We start from the raw sequence: 18316 nt of genomic DNA, 5'->3' as shown, positions 1-18316 counted from the left end.
AGCAGATAGATGCACTGTGCCAGCCGCGGCACAATTGACTGACCGAAAATAACCCGACAGGAATGCCCATGACCGATAACACCATCGTAACAGCAGCTGATGCGCTCCCTGCTTCCGTGCAGAGTGCGCTGGAAAAAGTTAACGCAGCCCGAAACGCCTGGATTGAGACGCGCCATAAACAGGAGTCAGCAGCCTCGCAGGCTGACACCATCCGCCAGCGCCGGGCTGAGACTGAGGCGAACGCAACCGCACAGAATGACGAATGGCGCAGGCTGTTCCGTGAGAACGGCGGCGTAATGACGCCGGAGATGAAGAAGCTGCGCGCGGAGGTTGCGCTCGACCGCGAGTCGCTGGAAGAGTTTGACGCCCTGCTGGCCCTGCACGCACAGGAAAGTGAGTTCCTGCCGTGGGAGACTGCTGACCGCGCGAAAGATTACATCAGCGCCCATAACGAACTCGTCCGGCTGCGCGCCATGCAGCTGTGGCAGGATTTCATGCAGGCCCACGGCGGGCCGCTGATTCAGACCCTGAGCCTGCTGAAAATCACGCTGGGCCGTGAGGCATCCATCACCACCGGCGTTGTCCGGGGCGTCAACGACCCGGAAAGCGTGCTCAGGGAATTTATCGCTGAACACATCACGCGCCCTGCGCTTGAGCGCGACGCCCTGCCGGAGGAGGATGCAGCCTTCAGGCTGGTCGGTGTGTTCCCGGATCATGCAGCCCGCGTTGATCTCAGCAGAGGCCCGACACCGGCAGCGCGGAACAGAATGCTGATCCGCCGCGAAATGGCGCTGAAGGAGCAGGCACAATGACCGTTGCAATCACACCCGCACAGGCACTGGGGCAGTTCCGTACCGCTCGCAGCCAGTGGCAGACGCACCTGAGTGAGCGTCAGGAGGCCGAAACGGCGCTGAATACCCTGCTCACGGCGGGCGAAAATACGGCTGATTACAGTGAGCGAGTGCCGCAGCTGCGCGAGCGCATCGCGGTGCTGGACTGGCAGATTAACTGCGCCGCCCGCGAGGGCGTTTATGCACAGCGGATGGTGCTGGAGGCCTGCACGGAAGATGCGCTCAGCGGTTTTATGAGCGAACACGGCCCGGCGCTCACCTCCGCGCTGGCCCCGTTCCTGAACGGCCCCGGCGGACTTGACGTGGCCGCACGGCTGCTGCGCAGCGCCGTGGCCCGTGAGGTGCAGCGGGCGCGCCCGGCGGTGGCCGCAGCCTATCAGGACGCGCTGGCCGAAACGGGCCTTGCCCCGGAGGCCGGTATGCTGCGCGACTGTCAGGGCAGCCACACCCCCGCACAGCATCTGCGCTTTGCGCAGCGCCGGGACCGGATTTCGCAGGAGGGCGCGTAATGGCCCTGAAATGCCCGGAGTGCGGCACCACCGCGCACACACGCACCAGCGCCTACGAGTCAGCGACCGTCAAGCGTACATGGTATCAGTGCACCAACCTTGACTGCTCCTGCACGTTCACCGCGCTGGAGAGCGTCGAGAAAATCATCATGAAGCCGCAGAGGCCTGCGGAGTCAGAACCCGCAGCGGAACCACTGAGCGCGGCGCGTCAGCCGCAGACGCTGGGTCGCTACGGCGACGCCTGCACCCGCCGCGACCGCCACGCACAGCCCTGACAGAGAGAAAAAAGCATGACACAGCAGAACATGACGGAAGAAGAGATGAAGGCAACCGCTGAACTCGTTGGCTCGCTCGTGGCAAGAAGCCGGAAGCCGCTGCAGGATGCGGGATGGCTCCTGAAGCTGCCCGAGGCCGACGTTATCAGCCGCACGACCGCGCTGGTGAAGGACCTTCCCGCTGGCTGGCAGGTCCGCGTACAGGACCTCCAGTGCAAAATGCTGGACTGGCTGGAGGCAAAACAGGCAGAAGCCGCCGCCGGGGACAACATCAGCGCGCTGCGCCAGCGTAAGGCCGCAACGGAACAGGCCAGCCAGGGCAACCGTGCCCGCTTTCGTGAACTGCTTGAGCAGAACGGCGGCACCGTCACGCCGGAAATGAAAGCGCTGCGCGCAGAATATCTGGAGCAGCAGGAAACGGCATCTGACCTTGCCGGACTGATTGCAGAAAGAGAAAAGCAGCTGCCCGCGCTGGCCGATGCTACCGGACGCAAGGCAAATGCCTATGTGTTCTGCCATGACGGCATTATGGACGAGCGTATTGACACGCTCATTGATGAATTTTTTATGGTGAATGGCGTTGAACTCGGCAGCCTGCTCAGAATGAAATACAGCCAGTTTGAGCGAAACGGATCGGTTCATGCGCCCGGCGTGATTGAGGGAGCGAACGACGCGGATACGCTGTACCATAAATTTGCCGTGAACCTCATTGAGAAGTGGACGCATAAAAACCTGCCGCTGATGTTCCGCGATGACGTCATCAGCCTGGCTGGCGCTTATCCTGTCAGGGGAGCCAGAACCGACCGGCGCAAGCGCAAAATTTTCTGAGTCTCTGATTTTAGATCCCACTGATGCCCGGCCATGTGCCGGGCTTTTTTGTACCTGCACGCACCAGCGTGAGCGTGCATGTCTATGCTGCATGAAAACGCATGAGTTTTCGGCACCCCAGACCGGCAGCAAAGGCCAGCAGCGGCGCGGCCCTGAGCCACTCATGCAGGTGCATGAAAACCGCTGCATGAAGTGCGCAGGCGTGGCGGGGCTACGAGCGCGCGCTACGGGAAAAGTTTAAAGTCCAGCAATTACACCTCGTTGCTTCAATCATGTTTTGAGCGGATGTCCTAAAAAAAAGGTTTTGAGTCCAAAAATAATGTTCCTGCAGGCGGGCACATTCGCCATAGTTTTTTGATACTACTCTAAAGATTTTGTGAATGGTGACGAGTATAAATAGGTGTGTATGCACAGGGCGTGATTCACTCGCCTGAAACATACTTAGCATCCGCTCTGGCTCGGCCTAACATCATCATGCCGAAGCTTAAAAAGCGACGCATGAGGGCAGGCTTGTCCGGGATAACCCCTCGCGCAAAGTTTTTTGGGTAACGGATATATAGAATTCTCATTTTAAAGGACAGCAATAATGTCATATCAAATACAAGCTATTTGTCCTTGCTGTAAGTTGCAAGCAACAAATGACTTAAATAAAATAGAGGAACTTTTCGGATTTAGAACCGTAGAGAATGAAAGATTAATTCCACAATCTTATTGTCGTAGATGCCGAGGATTGCGCTGCTCTCCTTCAGAAAAGAAATGTGGAGCAATGTAGTTAAAATATCATACGGTCTATCAATTCAAATGACAGACCGTTTTAAATTGATTAAATCAATCCTCTTCCTTTACATTTGAAGCTGAAACTTTATTAGGTCTAGCATCAATTATAACGAGATTCTTCCCTTCTTTTATTTTAAGTTCTTTGAATACAGAAATTAATTTACTCAACTCTTCATCAGTAAAGTACAGAATAACCTTTATTGATTTCTTTGTTTGATTTGCCTTCTCATACACTTTAACCTGATGAGCTAAATTTTGTTTTAACTTGGAGTTACTTGCCAGTTTAAACTCAACTAATGTCTTATCTTTAGAACCTCGTGATATTTTGTAATCTACAGGCCCTCTTCCATTGTCAACTTCACTATTAACATCCGATATAGAAGCATACCATGTAAGTCTGAACATTAGTTGCAAGTCTGACTCACGCTTGATAGGGTTTCCTTTCAGATAAAAAACCCTATAGCCATTGTTATTTTCAATTACTTGCTTTAAGTACATTACACGCTTATAGGATTCCTCTAAGGTATCATGCTTCTCATGAAAAAATTTGTTGTTATACTCAAAAATTGAATCAATAAGTTTTTGAACCTTATTTATAAAAACACTCTCTGATTCTAGAACTTTCTCCATGCTCTTTTCATGTGCAGACCTACTTTGCCTTTCTTTCATTTTAATATAATAGTCAATGAAAGTAGGGTTACTCTTAATGACTAAATCTGCAGCCGCTTCAAAGTCTTTTTTCTTTGCATTATCGGGAAGGCATCTATTAAAATACTCGCTAAGTTGATCCCTCAATTGTTCGTTAGGAATACTATTACAGATACCTCTAAAATCAGCAACCATGTCATTACGGTTAATCCAAGTATCATCTTTGGTGAGAATATCTCGCGGAGTCAATAGCACAAAGTCCCCATTATAGGAAGGCAATGTGAAATTTTTATTTACCCACGTTCTAGTCTGATAGTTGAAATGAACTTTTTCTACATTGAATTCTTTAAGAAACTTTTTATTTATGTTTTTTGTAGAGAACTCTTGTGTATATTCCAACAAAAAAGACTTAATTAAATTTGTAGTAAAATCGCTAACACTATCTTTACCAACGCCACTTTTAATAAGGCATAGCTTTTCCAAATGGCTGCTAGAAGTGATTTCCTCTTTACCAAAATTCGATAATATATTGGAAAAGCTTGCATTTAAAGCTTTCGCAAAGTCTGGACCTAACCCACTTCCACCGTTACCAACGATGCTGTAGCCAAACCAATTCTGTTTCACTTCAGGGAAAAGGAACCAGCTTCTTATAAGGCCTTCACTAAGCTTATTCCCATCAGAAACATCCCTTAGAAAGGCAACATACTCGATTATTTCATTATGTAGCTTCTTATATTTGTCATTAGCGCTGTTAAATAATAGAAATGGATCTATAAATAATGGAAGATCATTAATTAACGAGATATTAAATGCACCATAATCTTTAATCTTTTCAGGTGCTACTTTAAAAAAGTCAGAAAAATATACATTTATCTTAGGCATAGATGGTTCTCCTTAACTTAAATTATCTACAGGTTACCGTGCGAGAGGATTAAGAAACATTAATATTCATTAATAATGAACACATTTCACATTAAAATCAAAATTAAAAAACTCATAAAATCATTCACATAAAAAAAAACAGATCCATAAATACCTAGCTTAACAAAAAAACAACTAATCATTTTGTTGATATCGTAAGCTAACTATCAGTTTCTACAATTCATTAGAAGAGCATGAGGTTTCGCGACAACCACTGTGTTAAAACGGTATTTGATTGGAGTTGCTTATGAGGAGTCATTAGAAAAACAAATCAATCATCATCAAAATCAATAAGTTAAATAAAAAACACTCCCATAATCAAAGCTCCCAGCCTGAGCACTAATCAATAAATCTTGCATATGATAGAGAGCTTTCCTTTGCTCATAACATTTCTCAAAACGGCCAACCTTAAGCCTTATAAAAATTTTACGTACCAAAAATTGTACCACCACAAAGGGAACAAAAAGTAAATCATATTAAAATCATAAACATACTATTATAAACTATGCACAGATTCAGAATATTGAGTAAGTTCCTCAAGCATCTAATACATCTGATAACGCCCTGAAAAACGGGCGTTTATTCTAAAAATTATGATTGGGCTCACCCGAATCTTCTGCTTTTGCTGGGCAATAAGTCAGTTACTAAAGCCATTCAGGCCTGTCTTTTCATCATAATTCTTTGTTTGATTTAATGTCCCAGCCTGACTGGGTTTCTGCACCTTTGCCACCGCTTGCTGATTGCTCCCAATATTGTGTTTTTACCTTTGATGCCTGGAACTGATATGAAACGCCAATCAGGTCCCGGTTAGTAGTGCCATTGAAAATTACGTTAGTGATAAGCACATCTTCAAGCGTAATGCGGCAGTACTCTATTTGGCTTCCTCCGGCCTTACATACTGAAAGCTCTACCTTGCCAATATGCTTGCCGTTGGAAACATAGCGCATGATTGCTGGAGTAGCTTTATCAATCAGCGCCTGAACGGAAAGATCACGATACTGAACTTTTCCAGCACCTCCCCCACCACCAACCGTCATATTCCCTGGCTGACTCGCACCCCATGTAAATGAATCAATGGCAATCCAGCCTTTGTGATTACTATCCTGCGATTCGCCTGTTATGCCATCGATTTTTAAGAAGAGATCCGTACTCATAGCTGGTCCTTTTTCTTTCACTGATAAGGGGGATATGATTAAATAAAATTAATGATAAGTATGATGACATAAAGGTGCAGTCATGGACTACTGGAAACCAGACCGATTTAAGGATTACTTTCTGACTATGGCTCATGCTGAAGCTAATCAGCTGCTTGACAATGCTAACCACCTTTCTCACCTCTATCTGAAAGACGGCTTTAATCGATTGCAGTTCCAGGATGATGTTAAAGCTTTCGTTAACGCTCAAATACAGGTTATCCGTTCAAATTCTACAGATGATCAATGCCAGCAGTGCATTCAAAATCTCAAAAAAGAAAATGAGTACCTCACTATTCAGGACAGAATGCTCAAAGCGGGAACGGCTGTGGTTCATGCTTCGGTACAGGTAGTTAAGAATGGAGACATATGGGGCTATGTAATCAATGGCGTTGGGGTAGTGCTAAGCGGTCTGCAAGTCATAGCGGGTGTATCTGTAGTTGGAGCTTCCCTTGCGTCCGGGACAATCATAGGCACTGCCTTTGGAGGTATGTTAGTTCTGCATGGGCTCAATGGCTTTCAGGAATCTGTTGAAAATCTTGTATATGGCAAAACTGACAGTGTGGGATTACTTAAACAGGGTTATGTAGCTACTGCTGAGTTTATGGGGTTTGACCAGAAGGTTGGGCAACTGACATACAGTTCTATGGATTTGGCTCTGTCCCTCTACGGCATTGTACGTCTGGTGCAGAAACCGGAAGCATGGCGTCTCTACTATTTCCTTAACACCGACTATGTTCGTGGTATTAAGGAGATGAGTAGAAAAGAGCTATTTATTGAGATGTATAATGACGCATCAGCAATCAAGTCAATATCTGATACTTATAAAGAGTGACCGTGTTTCTTCATAAATCTGTAAGCTTTAAATGCAGGTTTCAAAGGTACAAATATATATAAAATAACGAATCCTGCTACAAGCGTGATCACATATGAAACAAGGTTTTCTTGTGTACCACTGCGAATGGTATAAATAAGTCCTGCGAGAAGGATTGCTATTAATATCATTGCAACTATGAATCTTTTCTTTAACTGTGAAAGTAGCCAGGGATAAGGATAACCGTCTTTCTCAGCATGCTGACGTATCACAGAGACCTCCCTTGGTGTAAACCCCTCTTTTACAAGCATTTCTTCGATTTGCATTTTGTTCATAATGAGCGTCATTCATTCGGCTTACGATAGTCTGATTGTAACTCATTACTTAAGCCCTGTACAAACTGGACAGGCCTTTAAAAGACTTCAGCTCTTTTATTTTTTAGGATGGTTCCCTGGTGCTAAAACTTGCGCATAATATATGTGCTATCAAATTCCGGGGAAAAATGACTTTGTTAACTATTGGATTGAATCAAGGTGATACTTTCCAGCTTCCATCACTCTTCGTAAATCTGAATTCAGCTACAGTTTACTTCTAGCCATGAATGGTAGTGTGATATCGGCATTCACTTTGCAGAGGTATGTGCCTCTAGCCTCTGATCCCTTACAGGAAACAAAGCTTAGCGGGTAGCTATATGGGCATAGATTTTAAAAATAAATCACTCCATAAATTTAATTTATTGAAATTAATGGATTACTTATATAAATCACCATCCAGATTCATAATTTCGGATAGTTCCCTATTCGATGGAAAGTGAGTAAGCGTCAGCGATGGCAGCTTACTCACTTTTTGTACAGGGTGGGCTGAGATGTAGTGGCATACAGAAGGATCGTGCTGCTTAAGTGCCGCGGGATTTCGTAAAGATAGATAAATAATCATTTCCGGACTGTTCCTGAACGGTCGTTTGTCACGTTTTCCCTTTCAGAAGCATGCCCCCTAATACACTGAATTAAATATACTTTTTCACAAAAAACCCTTCTGAACACCCTCAATGCGCTCGTTCCATGAAACTGGTCAATCCTGTGGAGTCAGTAGTTTCCCTTTCTTTGAAGGCACTTTTTGATAAAGTGCTGGTCGAAATCAGTACAGCTGTAGCGCCTGGAGACTTTATGGAAGTGTTCTTTATGCGATGCATCCATTTATCTCATGAAGGTTTTAATGAAAAACACCGGAAAATTTAGCAGCTCGCTGCTGCATCCGCGTTATTGGTTTACCTGGTTTGGTCTTAGTGTGCTGTGGCTCATCGTCCAGCTTCCCTACCCTCTTCTTATGCGTCTGGGTGCCGGTGCAGGCAAGATCTCCCGTCATTTCCTGCAGCGCCGCGAGCGCATCACCCGCCGGAATATTGAACTCTGCTTTCCGGGCATCAGTGAAGAAAAAACAGAGGCGATGATCGCCGGCAATTTTGCCTCACTGGGCATGGCACTGGCAGAAACCGGTATCGCCTGGTTCTGGTCGGATCGTGCCGTAAGGCGTCTGTTTAATGTCACCGGGATGGCAAATCTTCATGCGGCGCAGAACGAAAAGCGTGGTGTGATGCTGATTGGCGTGCACTTTATGTCGCTGGAACTGGGCGGTCGCATCAGCGGTCTCTGCCAGCCGATGATGGCGATGTATCGCCCGCATAACAATCAGGCAATGGAGTATGTACAGACCCGGGGTCGGATGCGCTCAAACAAAGCGATGATCGACCGTCGCGACCTGCGCGGTATGGTGCATGCGCTGAAACAGGGTGAATCAGTCTGGTTCGCACCGGACCAGGATTACGGCCCTAAAGGCAGCACCTTTGCGCCACTGTTTGCGGTAGAAAAAGCCGCCACCACCAATGGGACATTTGTCCTGTCGCGTCTGGCGAAGCCCGCGATGGTGCCGATTATGCTGATCCGTAATCCCGATAATTATGGCTACCACCTGATCATTGAACCGATGCTGGAAAACTACCCGCATACGGATGAGGCAGCGGCAGCGGCTTATATGAATAAAGTCATTGAGAATCAGATCCTGCGAGCGCCCGAGCAGTATCTCTGGCTGCATCGTCGCTTCAAAACCCGGCCACCGGGCGAAGCATCGCTCTACGTCTGAATTAACGGATAAAGCAGGCCACGCGCCTGCTTTATTTTTTCAGCTTCTCCTTCCTGCGGTCTGGCGTTCGCGCCTTCTTCCGGTTCCCTGTCGGGCTTTGCTTAACCTGTTCCTGCCATTCCTGCTGTCCGGACTCACGCGGCGAGTGGGCAGACTGGTATCAGATCGTTAATTCAGCAATCATAAACACCCTTATTACCTCAAGGCCGGACCTTCATATGGATATCAACGATAAACAGCAGTGGCAGCGTCCGCTGATTGATGACCGCCTCACCCCCTATATTGAAGTGGATGGAGCGCGACTGGAGCAGAACCTGCAGCAGATGCAGCAAAAAGCACAGGCGGCAGGCGTTGCACTTCGCCCTCATATCAAAACGCATAAAAGCGTCTGGATTGCTCAGCAGCAGCTTGCGCTCGGCGCACAGGGCGTCACCGTTTCTAAACCCAGTGAAGGCATCACCTTCATTCAGGGTGGCATTCGCGATCTGCTGTTAGCCTATCCGGTAGTGCAACCACAGAGCGTGGCAGAATTACTGCGTCTCGCCGTGCAGCACCAGGCGAAAGTCACACTGATTGCGGACAGACTGCAGGGTGTGGAGGCGATAGCTGCGGCCTGGCAGCAGCAACCGCAATGCGAACTGGCGGTGGCGATTAAAGTTGATGTCGGTTTACACCGGATTGGCGTCAATCCTGAGAGCGATGAAGCTGTGGAGATAGCGCAGGCGTTGCGGGATAAAGGGTTACGTTTTGCCGGACTGGTGTCGCATGCCGGTCACGCTTATGGTGCCGGTCATGCCACGGCCATTGCTGAGATTGCCCGACAGGAAATGGCCCTGATGCAGCGGCTGCAGTTAAAGTTGCAGGCTGCCGGGTTTAACGACTGCCCTGTTTCTGTCGGCTCAACCCCGACCGCGCTGGCGGCAGATATTGCGCCCGGCACCAGGGAAATCCGGCCCGGCAATTATGCCCTGCTGGACCTGACAGCCTGCCGTCTTGGTTTAAGCCGCGTCGATCAACTGGCAATGAGCGTGATTTCCCGTGTGGTCGCAGTGAACGATCACTTTGTGATTGTGGATGCAGGATCAAAAATGCTGAGTTCGGATAAAGGGCCGCACGGCACCAATGCCAGCGGCTTTGGTATTGCCGTCGATGAAGCAGGTCAGACCTATGAGGTTACGAAACTATCGGAAGAACATGGGTTCCTGCTTTATCAGCATCGTCGCCCTGAAGTCGGCACGCTGCTGCGCATTTTCCCCAATCACAGTTGCGCCGTAATGGCCCAGTCAGATGGCTTTGTTCTGCGTCACGCCACCGGCCAGAGTGAAGAGCAGGCGGTGTCTGCGCGCGGTAACTTCATCTGAATCCGTTGCAGACAGCACCTTACGCTGTCTGCGCCCTGTACGAAACCCTGCCAGCACCACACTTCTGTCGTTACAACGTTTTAACATACCGGTGGCCGTGCTTTAATGCTTTTTTGCTTCTCCCCCGGAGGTTATATGCTCTCCTCGCGCACGCTGAGCCTGACGATTCCGCGCCACTGGTTAGATCTCTATGAAACCATCTGGAAGCCCGAATTTTTTCCTAAGTGGGCTTCCGGCCTGACGCACCGCGCGTTAGAACCTGATGGCAATCGCTGGCGTGCTAAAGGCCCGCAGGGAAATGTGAAGCTCCGTTTCTCGCCCCATAATCCGTTTGGTGTGATGGATCACTGGATTGATAGCGGCTCTGGCAGAGAGATTTACGTGCCTATGCGCGTGATAGCGAATGAACAGGGCGCCGAAGTGATGGTGACAGTCTATCGCCAGCCATTTACCTCTGATGAGAAATTTAAGCAGCATATTGAATGGGTTAGCAACGATCTGGAAAAACTTAATCATTTGCTGACTCAGTAAATCAATAACTTAGCGCGATTTCTTTCTGTAGTTATGGCTGGCCGGTAATGAAAAAAAAACAGAAAAATTTGCGCGAATAAAGCATAAAGCACTTATCTGATTGATGACCGCGCCTTCACCATTAGTAACAACCCTGCTTAAGCTTCCCTTCCAGGAAAATTCCTGGGAAAACCCTGTCAGAAGCAGGGATTCCCCGGGATTTCAGGGCTTTTAATGTCTCCTGCATGTTTTGATTGTTTCCTGCACACATTAATCCTTAATCGGCGTTTATTATGCCACCACTGAGGATTTAATATTTATCATGCACAAAGTGAAACCATTTATTTCTGCGGCCCCGTTATCAGACTTTTCTTATGGTGTTAAATTAAATAAAACAATGTATAAATCATTTCACACACAGCAATACCCATAATGATAAAGCAGTAAAAAGTCATGGACCGCTCAGCGAATCTTTAAATGAAAGCGTTGAGTTTGCCGCAAGGATGCTGGCAGGGGAATATAAAACAACAACAGGATTTATTCGTGATCTGGCGGAATTCTTTGTGACAGCAGGGAATTCCGCCATGACACGAAACAGGGACTTTACCAGGGATACTTTCCAGGATTATTTAAAGCAGCACATAATAACAGGGCAAGCCTGATAAATTTTTCCAGGACTCCGCTCAGAAAGAATTGCACTCATTAACGGTGTCACAGCAATCATCTCTTGCCGTTGCACAAAGACAACATTCTCACAGAGTCGCCGGACTCTAACGAGTATATTATGGCAATACGCGAAAGCAGTCTTAATAGCGCAAAATGGTCTCTGCTCTCTTCCATTAAAATTATTGGCATCGGCGTTCTGCAGCTTTCGTTGCTGGCGCAGATTCTGCAGGCAAACGAACTTAACCTGCTGGCGATCGCCGTGATTGCTCTGCTGGCTATCGATACGCTGGCCGATCGGGGCTTCTCAAACTCACTGATCCGCCGCTGCATGCTCTCGATTAATGATCTGTCCATCCTTTACTGGGGGAATGTCCTGGTGGGTGTGGCAATATTTGGCCTGCTCTTTTCTGGCAGCCATCTGCTCAGTAACCTGTTTGCTCAGCCCGAGCTGGCATTAATGCTGCAGATGGTCTCCGTGGTCTTTATTATTATTCCACAGGGCCAGCATTATCGTGCGATATTACAGCGCGAAAAACAGTACACCCGTATCGCCTTTGCGGAAACATCGTCAGTACTGGCCGGACTGGGCGTGACCTTATTTACCGTCTGGCTGACACCTTCCGTATTATGTGCAATCTGGGGTTATCTGGCGATGGCGTCTATTCGCATGCTGATTTACTGCTACTACGGTCGTTCATGGTTCCAGCCAGAATATCGTTTTAGTCTGAATGCCTTTGCTAAAATTCGTGCAAGAAACAAATAATATAATAAGTCTGTAAGGTGGGCTCTGAGCATCCGAAACGATGCGTTGGCGTGCTGTTAACCAGCACGCCTTTCTTTTTTATTGCGCCGGATATCTTTTCCCTCTGACCGGTTATTTCCTCTATCCTCACCTCTGCTTATTCTTTCCTGTCCGGATGAATCTCCACCGGGTAGCGAAAAAGCCTTTGCGGTCACGACGTCCCCCGTTCTGCGTAAGCGCAATCCGGACAGAAACATGCCCCGGATCTCTGCGCCTTCATCTCAGATTTTCTCATGCGTTCAGCACAGTCCGCTCGTCAGAGAGCCTTTATATGCTGACGCCATCGCTGGCTGGTATAAACTGCGCTCATCCCGGACGCCGCTCGCCAGAAAATCTCAGTCGCTGGCGCTAAGGTAATGCCGTAGCCTTGTCGCCGTCTCACTGGAGCCTGCTATGTTACTGACTGTTCTCTACATCATTGGTATTACCGCCGAAGCCATGACCGGCGCGCTGGCGGCCGGTCGCCGCAAAATGGATCTGTTCGGCGTCATTATTATCGCCTCGGTGACCGCCATAGGCGGCGGGTCAGTGCGCGATATTCTGCTCGGTCACTATCCGCTGGGATGGGTAAAGCACCCTGAATACATCATGATCGTTGCGGCAGCAGCGGTGGTGACGACATTCGTGGCTCCCCTGATGACGCACCTGCGCAAAGTGTTTCTGGTGCTGGATGCGCTGGGCCTGGTGGTCTTCTCCATCATTGGCGCACAGGTTGCTCTGGATTCCGGACATGCCATGATTATTGCCGCCATCAGCGCGGTGATTACGGGTGTCTTCGGCGGCGTACTGCGCGACATGTTCTGCAATCGCATTCCGCTGGTGTTTCAGAAAGAGCTCTACGCCGGTATCGCCTTCGCCTCGGGCTGGATGTATATCCTGCTGCTGAAAACAACCCTGGCACATGAAGCGGTGATTATCATTACCCTGCTGTTCGGCTTCTTTGCCCGTTTACTGGCGCTGCGCTTCCGCCTCGGTTTGCCGATTTTCAACTATCCCCATCCCGAGCATTGAGGAAGCGGGGATGTTCTGCTGCTGCAGGAACGCGATCAGCGCCTGCAGCCGGGCATCATGGAACTGCGTAACCAGGCGCTTTGCTAGCGCAGCGCCAACGCCCGGTAGCGCCTGCCAGCCCGCCACATCCCGCTGCGTTAAGCTCTCCCACTGCTGATCGGGTAGCGACTTCAGGGCTTTCCGCGGCAGTGAAATACCTAAGGCATCCACCCAGCGACGAAACGGCTGCTGACGGGTGAGATTAAAACGGTGCCAGAGCTGACCTGCCCGTTCCGGAGAGAGGCCTGTCGCGGCGGCGATCTGTTCCGGTGTTAACGTCAGCCAGTCAAAGAGGTGCGTCATTGCGCCGCTTTCCAGTAAGCGCAGCCAGGTGCTGCGCGCTACGCCCGGAATATTCAGCACCGCTTTCTGGCTGAGCCAGCGTAATTTTGCCAGCAGCTGTTTCTGACATGCAGCACTGAAGGTGAAACAGCTCAGCGGCGTATAGCGCGCCGCATCGGGAGGCTGAGGGTAGTGCCTTTCTGCCACGCGCCAGATCACCCGCTCCAGCCGGGGAATACCCTGGCCCGCCAGGCTCAGCGTAATCAGATCGCCTGCAACGATGTCCATCTCCTGCCAGCGACGCAGCGATCCGACGCTGACCCGTCTGACGGTCTTATCATCCAGCTGAACCGGCTGCAGATTGAGAACCGCCGCGATTTTCCCGGTCCGGCCGATGGGGAAATCGACCGAGAGCACTTCCGCGCTCACTTCAGGAGGCTCATATTTCCAGGCAACGGCCCAGCTCCCCTCGCCCGGCAGCCAGTTTTTACCCGCAGGTCGCTGGGCCTGATGTACCACCACACCGTCAGTCACAAAAGGCAGCGCAGCATGGAACCAGCGCGTTCGCCAGGCGGCGACATCCTCTTCGTCGTTTACCCGGTGACTCCATTTTTCCGCCACACCCAGTCCCCAGCGGCTGAGTTGCTGCAGGCGTTCCGTCATTGCGGCGGGACCATCGGGCCAGGCCCAGATAAAGATATCGAGCGACTGCCGCAGCGGAGTCCGCGTTTTGCTCATCATGGCACCCGCCACCTGCGCGCGCGCATTCCTGCCGCCATCCGTTGCCTGCTGATGACCGGTCATCGACAGGAAAAGCTCACCCTGCAGCACCACCTCGTCAAGGCGGGTGTCAATATGCTGTGGGATCGCCGGAATCTCAGCGGCTTTACTCAGCCACTCTTCACCGCGTAAGCCATCGCCGCGACTCAACAGGGAAACCAGCCGGCCCTGGCGATAAACCAGCGAAACAGCAATGCCATCGACTTTCGGCTGTACCCAGAGATCGTGCCGTCCCTGCATCCAGTAGGCCAGAGCCAGCTTGTCCCGCAGCTTTTTCACGCCGGTATGCGCAACCGGATGCAGATGCTCTCCCTTGTTCGGCAGTTGCGGTGTATAAGCAGGCTGCGAAGGACTGAAGCAGTGCTGCCAGTGATTCAGGCGCTGCTGCAGCGCATCGTAATCGCTGTCCGCCACCGGGCTCTGCCCCTGCTGATAGTAGGCCTCGTCCCAGTGTTGCAGCTGCTGCTGCAGGCGAGCGATCTCTTTCTCCGCCCGGATGGGGGTCCAGACCGGACACAGGGCGCTGTGCGCCGGACAGAGGACGAACCCCAGCGCCACCCCAAACAGCCTCCAGCCAACTCCTTTCATCTTCTCTCTCCTGAGGTTTTGTGGCATTCAACCTCAGGCCATCAGCACCAGCCAGCGACGATGTACAATGATGGAAGAGAGGCTGTCGTCATCTGCCCGCTATTGCAGCGGCACGACAGGTCATTGCGTCAGAATGCGCAAAAACTGGTTATTGCCGCTGCGCAAACGCTGCGTGGCAACCGGAAGCTGTGTATACTGTGCAGGAAATCGACTCCGCTTTTAATCAATTCAAGAAAACCATGGCTCAAGGCACGCTCTATATTGTTTCTGCTCCCAGCGGCGCAGGTAAATCCAGCCTGATTCAGGCACTGTTAAAGACCCAGCCGTTGTATGACACGCAGGTCTCTGTTTCGCACACGACGCGCGGTATGCGTCCGGGTGAAACCCATGGCGAACACTACTTCTTTGTTGAAAAACATGAATTTGAGCGGATGATTGAGGAAGAAGCTTTTCTCGAACACGCCAAAGTTTTCGACAATTACTATGGCACCTCACGTCAGGCAATTGAGCAGATGCTGGCGACCGGCGTGGATGTTTTTCTCGATATCGACTGGCAGGGCGCGCAGCAGATTCGCGCGAAAATGCCCGGCGCACGCAGCATCTTCGTTTTGCCGCCGTCGAAAGAAGAGCTCGATCGCCGTCTGCGCGGTCGTGACCAGGACAGCGAAGAGGTCATCACGCGCCGCATGGCGCAGGCCGTTGCGGAAATGAGCCACTACGCCGAATATGACTATTTAATTGTGAATGATGATTTCGATCTGGCGCTGTCCGATCTGAAAACCATCATTCGCGCAGAACGTCTGCGCATGGCACGTCAGAAGGCGCGTCACGATGCTTTAATCAGCAAACTGTTGGCAGTCTGAATACAGTTTCAGTATGATGCGCAGTCATTTCTTCATCTGTGGAGTAGCACACCTATGGCACGCGTAACCGTTCAGGACGCAGTAGAAAAAGTTGGTAATCGTTTTGACCTGGTGTTGGTCGCTGCACGTCGTGCACGTCAGATGCAGGTTGGCGGTAAAGATCCGCTGGTTCCGGAAGAGAACGACAAACCTACCGTTATCGCTCTGCGCGAAATCGAAGAAGGTCTGGTCACCAATCAGATTTTAGATGTGCGTGATCGTCAGGAACAGCAAGAGCAGGAAGCCGCTGAATTACAGGCCGTTACCGCTATCGCTGAAGGTCGTCGTTAACAGCCACCTGCAGGTCGCCCTTGTATCTGTTTGAGAGCCTCAATCAACTGATTGAAAAATACTTGCCAGAGGAGCAGATCAAGCGCCTCCAGCAAGCCTACCTTGTCGCACGTGATGCCCACGAGGGACAGACACGCTCCAGCGGTGAGCCTTATATCACCCATCCGGTTGCCGTGGCCTGTATTCTGGCAGAAATGAAGCTCGACCATGAGACCCTCATGGCCGCGCTGCTGCATGACGTCATCGAAGATACGCCAGCCACTTACCAGGACATGGAACAGCTGTTCGGTAAAAGCGTGGCGGAACTGGTTGAAGGCGTTTCCAAGCTGGACAAGCTGAAATTCCGCGACAAGAAAGAGGCGCAGGCAGAGAACTTCCGCAAGATGATTATGGCGATGGTGCAGGATATCCGCGTCATTCTCATCAAGCTGGCTGACCGTACCCACAATATGCGCACCCTGGGGTCATTACGCCCGGACAAACGTCGCCGCATCGCGCTGGAGACGTTAGAGATTTACAGTCCGCTGGCGCACCGCTTGGGTATTCACCATCTGAAAACGGAGCTGGAAGAGCTCGGTTTTGAGGCCCTCTATCCGAACCGCTATCGGGTGATTAAAGAGGTGGTGAAAGCCGCGCGCGGTAACCGTAAAGAGATGATCCAGAAGATTCTTTCTGAGATCGATGGCCGTTTACAGGAAGCGGGCATCCCCTGCCGCGTCAGCGGTCGTGAAAAGCATCTTTACTCGATCTACCGCAAAATGACGCTGAAAGAGCAGCGTTTTCACTCGATCATGGATATCTACGCCTTTCGCGTCATCGTGAAAGACCTGGATACCTGCTATCGCGTTCTGGGCCAGATGCACAGCCTCTATAAGCCGCGTCCGGGTCGCGTGAAAGATTACATCGCCATCCCCAAAGCTAACGGCTATCAGTCGCTCCATACCTCCATGATTGGCCCGCACGGCGTGCCGGTTGAGGTGCAGATTCGCACCGAGGATATGGATCAGATGGCGGAGATGGGGGTCGCTGCGCACTGGGCCTACAAACAGGCGGGAGAAAGTGGCACCACCGCACAGATTCGCGCCCAGCGCTGGCTGCAAAGCCTGCTGGAGCTGCAACAGAGTGCGGGCAGCTCATTTGAATTTATTGAGAGCGTGAAGTCCGATCTCTTTCCTGACGAGATCTACGTCTTTACGCCTGAAGGCCGCATTGTGGAACTGCCCACCGGCGCGACGCCGGTGGACTTCGCCTATGCGGTTCATACCGATATTGGTCATGCCTGCGTCGGCGCGCGCGTCGATCGCCAGCCTTATCCGCTGTCGCAGCCGCTGACCAGCGGGCAGACGATTGAGATCATTACCGCTCCAGGCGCCCGGCCTAACGCCGCCTGGCTTAACTTCGTCGTCAGCTCCAAAGCCCGTGCCAAAATCCGTCAGCTGCTGAAAAATCTTAAGCGCGAAGACTCGGTCAATCTGGGTCGCCGCCTGCTCAGCCATGCGCTGGGCGGCAGCCGTAAACTGGCTGAAATCCCGGCTGAGAATATCCGCCAGGAGCTGGATCGCATGAAGCTGACCTCGCTCGACGATCTGCTGGCCGAGATCGGTCTGGGCAACTCGATGAGCGTGGTGGTGGCGAAGAACCTGCTGCAGGCTGACAACAAGACGATCAGCAACAGCAAACGCGGTAAGCTGCCGATCAAGGGCGCTGATGGCGTATTGATTACCTTCGCCAAATGCTGCCGCCCTATTCCTGGTGACCCGATAGTGGCCCACGTCAGCCCCGGAAAAGGGCTGGTGGTGCATCACGAATCCTGCCGGAATATTCGCGGCTATCAGAAAGAGCCTGAAAAATTCATGCCGGTCGAGTGGGACAAAGTCACTGAGCAGGAGTTCGTGGCGGAGATCAAGGTCGACATGTTTAACCATCAGGGCGCGCTGGCTAACCTGACGGCGGCGATTAATACCGCCGGCTCGAATATTCAGAGCCTGAATACCGAAGAGCGCGATGGCCGCGTTTACAGCGCCTTTATCCGCCTGACCGCGCGTGACCGCGTCCATCTGGCCAACATCATGCGGAAAATCCGCGTGATGCCGGATGTGATTAAAGTCCACCGTAACCGTAATTAGTGC

At 50.8% G+C, this 18316-nt stretch carries 18 protein-coding genes; 14 read left to right on the top strand and 4 right to left on the bottom strand.

Annotation, left to right across the window (positions count from 1 at the left end):
• Positions 1-68 precede the first annotated feature (68 nt).
• The 4 genes from AC1V0D_RS20610 to AC1V0D_RS20595 are packed head-to-tail and all read left to right on the top strand — an operon-like array spanning position 69 to position 2463.
• On the top strand, positions 69-812 hold the full coding sequence (locus AC1V0D_RS20610; protein WP_482907986.1) for a phage polarity suppression protein: 744 nt from the start codon (positions 69-71) through the stop codon (positions 810-812).
• Positions 809-1360, top strand: a complete 552-nt coding sequence (locus AC1V0D_RS20605; RefSeq protein ID WP_482907985.1) for a phage polarity suppression protein — start codon at positions 809-811, stop codon at positions 1358-1360. Before AC1V0D_RS20610 ends, AC1V0D_RS20605 begins: the two co-directional genes overlap by 4 nt.
• Entirely contained in the window at positions 1360-1635 is a 276-nt protein-coding gene (locus tag AC1V0D_RS20600; RefSeq protein WP_482907984.1) for an ogr/Delta-like zinc finger family protein, read from the top strand. The genes AC1V0D_RS20605 and AC1V0D_RS20600 overlap by 1 nt, the downstream gene beginning before the upstream one ends.
• 15 nt (positions 1636-1650) lie before the next feature.
• Positions 1651-2463, top strand: a complete 813-nt coding sequence (locus AC1V0D_RS20595) for a hypothetical protein (protein ID WP_482907983.1) — start codon at positions 1651-1653, stop codon at positions 2461-2463.
• A gap of 828 nt (positions 2464-3291) precedes the next feature.
• Here the strand turns inward: AC1V0D_RS20595 and AC1V0D_RS20590 are convergent.
• Positions 3292-4770, bottom strand: coding sequence for a hypothetical protein (locus AC1V0D_RS20590; protein ID WP_482907982.1), 1479 nt, complete (start codon positions 4768-4770; stop codon positions 3292-3294).
• A gap of 710 nt (positions 4771-5480) precedes the next feature.
• The gene (locus AC1V0D_RS20585) at positions 5481-5963 is read right to left on the bottom strand and encodes an Hcp family type VI secretion system effector (protein WP_046100865.1); all 483 of its coding nucleotides are present in this window, start codon (positions 5961-5963) and stop codon (positions 5481-5483) included.
• Between the two features lie 82 nt (positions 5964-6045).
• On the opposite strand from AC1V0D_RS20585, the gene AC1V0D_RS20580 reads away from it, so the two are divergent.
• A complete protein-coding gene (locus AC1V0D_RS20580; protein ID WP_482907981.1) occupies positions 6046-6837 on the top strand; it encodes a DUF4225 domain-containing protein in 792 nt (263 codons plus the stop codon).
• On the opposite strand, the gene AC1V0D_RS20575 is transcribed toward AC1V0D_RS20580, so the two are convergent.
• A complete protein-coding gene (locus tag AC1V0D_RS20575; RefSeq protein ID WP_307745086.1) occupies positions 6825-7151 on the bottom strand; it encodes a hypothetical protein in 327 nt (108 codons plus the stop codon). The two genes, AC1V0D_RS20580 and AC1V0D_RS20575, sit on opposite strands and share 13 nt — an antisense overlap.
• A 726-nt stretch (positions 7152-7877) precedes the next feature.
• Here AC1V0D_RS20575 and AC1V0D_RS20570 point away from each other — a divergent pair.
• The 6 genes from AC1V0D_RS20570 (at position 7878) to AC1V0D_RS20545 (ending at position 13305) form a co-directional block, all read left to right on the top strand.
• Complete coding sequence (locus tag AC1V0D_RS20570) at positions 7878-8054, top strand: hypothetical protein (RefSeq protein WP_158000249.1); 177 nt, start codon at positions 7878-7880, stop codon at positions 8052-8054.
• A complete protein-coding gene (gene lpxP / locus AC1V0D_RS20565) occupies positions 8032-8955 on the top strand; it encodes a kdo(2)-lipid IV(A) palmitoleoyltransferase (protein ID WP_009088122.1) in 924 nt (307 codons plus the stop codon). The genes AC1V0D_RS20570 and lpxP overlap by 23 nt, the downstream gene beginning before the upstream one ends.
• A gap of 218 nt (positions 8956-9173) precedes the next feature.
• Positions 9174-10316 carry an alanine racemase gene (locus tag AC1V0D_RS20560; RefSeq protein WP_471804006.1) on the top strand — a complete coding sequence of 381 codons (1143 nt, stop codon included), beginning with the start codon at positions 9174-9176 and terminating at the stop codon, positions 10314-10316.
• 135 nt (positions 10317-10451) lie between these two features.
• Entirely contained in the window at positions 10452-10847 is a 396-nt protein-coding gene (locus AC1V0D_RS20555; protein WP_471804013.1) for a polyketide cyclase, read from the top strand.
• A gap of 763 nt (positions 10848-11610) precedes the next feature.
• Positions 11611-12255: an oligosaccharide flippase family protein gene (locus tag AC1V0D_RS20550; RefSeq protein WP_471804007.1), complete on the top strand. Its 645-nt coding sequence runs from the start codon at positions 11611-11613 to the stop codon at positions 12253-12255.
• A gap of 432 nt (positions 12256-12687) precedes the next feature.
• Complete coding sequence (locus AC1V0D_RS20545; RefSeq protein WP_009088129.1) at positions 12688-13305, top strand: trimeric intracellular cation channel family protein; 618 nt, start codon at positions 12688-12690, stop codon at positions 13303-13305.
• On the opposite strand, the gene ligB is transcribed toward AC1V0D_RS20545, so the two are convergent.
• A complete protein-coding gene (gene ligB / locus AC1V0D_RS20540; protein ID WP_482907980.1) occupies positions 13243-14994 on the bottom strand; it encodes an NAD-dependent DNA ligase LigB in 1752 nt (583 codons plus the stop codon). The two genes, AC1V0D_RS20545 and ligB, sit on opposite strands and share 63 nt — an antisense overlap.
• Positions 14995-15233: 239 nt before the next feature.
• Between ligB and gmk the strand changes: the two genes are divergently transcribed.
• From gmk to spoT, 3 genes are read left to right on the top strand one after another with little or no spacing between them, the layout of a single operon-like run.
• Positions 15234-15857: a guanylate kinase gene (gmk, locus tag AC1V0D_RS20535; RefSeq protein ID WP_482907979.1), complete on the top strand. Its 624-nt coding sequence runs from the start codon at positions 15234-15236 to the stop codon at positions 15855-15857.
• 54 nt (positions 15858-15911) lie between these two features.
• The gene (gene rpoZ / locus AC1V0D_RS20530) at positions 15912-16187 is read left to right on the top strand and encodes a DNA-directed RNA polymerase subunit omega (protein WP_003851346.1); all 276 of its coding nucleotides are present in this window, start codon (positions 15912-15914) and stop codon (positions 16185-16187) included.
• Positions 16188-16207: 20 nt separating this feature from the next.
• Positions 16208-18313 (top strand): bifunctional GTP diphosphokinase/guanosine-3',5'-bis pyrophosphate 3'-pyrophosphohydrolase, encoded by a 2106-nt coding sequence (gene spoT, locus AC1V0D_RS20525; protein WP_482907978.1) that lies wholly within the window; start codon positions 16208-16210, stop codon positions 18311-18313.
• The last annotated feature ends 3 nt before the right edge of the window (positions 18314-18316 follow it).

It is taken from the genome of Pantoea sp. PA1 (assembly GCF_056856975.1).
Note: the sequence above shows the minus strand (reverse complement) of the source record. Positions and strands in the feature narration are given on the sequence as shown.

Excerpts from the sequence above, each read along its gene's own strand:
- AC1V0D_RS20610 (WP_482907986.1), top strand. The coding sequence starts at position 69 with ATGACCGATAACACCATCGTAACAGCAGCTGATGCGCTCCCTGCTTCC.
- AC1V0D_RS20605 (WP_482907985.1), top strand. The coding sequence starts at position 809 with ATGACCGTTGCAATCACACCCGCACAGGCACTGGGGCAGTTCCGTACC.
- AC1V0D_RS20600 (WP_482907984.1), top strand. The coding sequence starts at position 1,360 with ATGGCCCTGAAATGCCCGGAGTGCGGCACCACCGCGCACACACGCACC.
- AC1V0D_RS20595 (WP_482907983.1), top strand. The coding sequence starts at position 1,651 with ATGACACAGCAGAACATGACGGAAGAAGAGATGAAGGCAACCGCTGAA.
- AC1V0D_RS20590 (WP_482907982.1), bottom strand. The coding sequence starts at position 4,770 with ATGCCTAAGATAAATGTATATTTTTCTGACTTTTTTAAAGTAGCACCT.
- AC1V0D_RS20585 (WP_046100865.1), bottom strand. The coding sequence starts at position 5,963 with ATGAGTACGGATCTCTTCTTAAAAATCGATGGCATAACAGGCGAATCG.
- AC1V0D_RS20580 (WP_482907981.1), top strand. The coding sequence starts at position 6,046 with ATGGACTACTGGAAACCAGACCGATTTAAGGATTACTTTCTGACTATG.
- AC1V0D_RS20575 (WP_307745086.1), bottom strand. The coding sequence starts at position 7,151 with ATGAACAAAATGCAAATCGAAGAAATGCTTGTAAAAGAGGGGTTTACA.
- AC1V0D_RS20570 (WP_158000249.1), top strand. The coding sequence starts at position 7,878 with ATGAAACTGGTCAATCCTGTGGAGTCAGTAGTTTCCCTTTCTTTGAAG.
- lpxP (WP_009088122.1), top strand. The coding sequence starts at position 8,032 with ATGAAAAACACCGGAAAATTTAGCAGCTCGCTGCTGCATCCGCGTTAT.
- AC1V0D_RS20560 (WP_471804006.1), top strand. The coding sequence starts at position 9,174 with ATGGATATCAACGATAAACAGCAGTGGCAGCGTCCGCTGATTGATGAC.
- AC1V0D_RS20555 (WP_471804013.1), top strand. The coding sequence starts at position 10,452 with ATGCTCTCCTCGCGCACGCTGAGCCTGACGATTCCGCGCCACTGGTTA.
- AC1V0D_RS20550 (WP_471804007.1), top strand. The coding sequence starts at position 11,611 with ATGGCAATACGCGAAAGCAGTCTTAATAGCGCAAAATGGTCTCTGCTC.
- AC1V0D_RS20545 (WP_009088129.1), top strand. The coding sequence starts at position 12,688 with ATGTTACTGACTGTTCTCTACATCATTGGTATTACCGCCGAAGCCATG.
- ligB (WP_482907980.1), bottom strand. The coding sequence starts at position 14,994 with ATGAAAGGAGTTGGCTGGAGGCTGTTTGGGGTGGCGCTGGGGTTCGTC.
- gmk (WP_482907979.1), top strand. The coding sequence starts at position 15,234 with ATGGCTCAAGGCACGCTCTATATTGTTTCTGCTCCCAGCGGCGCAGGT.
- rpoZ (WP_003851346.1), top strand. The coding sequence starts at position 15,912 with ATGGCACGCGTAACCGTTCAGGACGCAGTAGAAAAAGTTGGTAATCGT.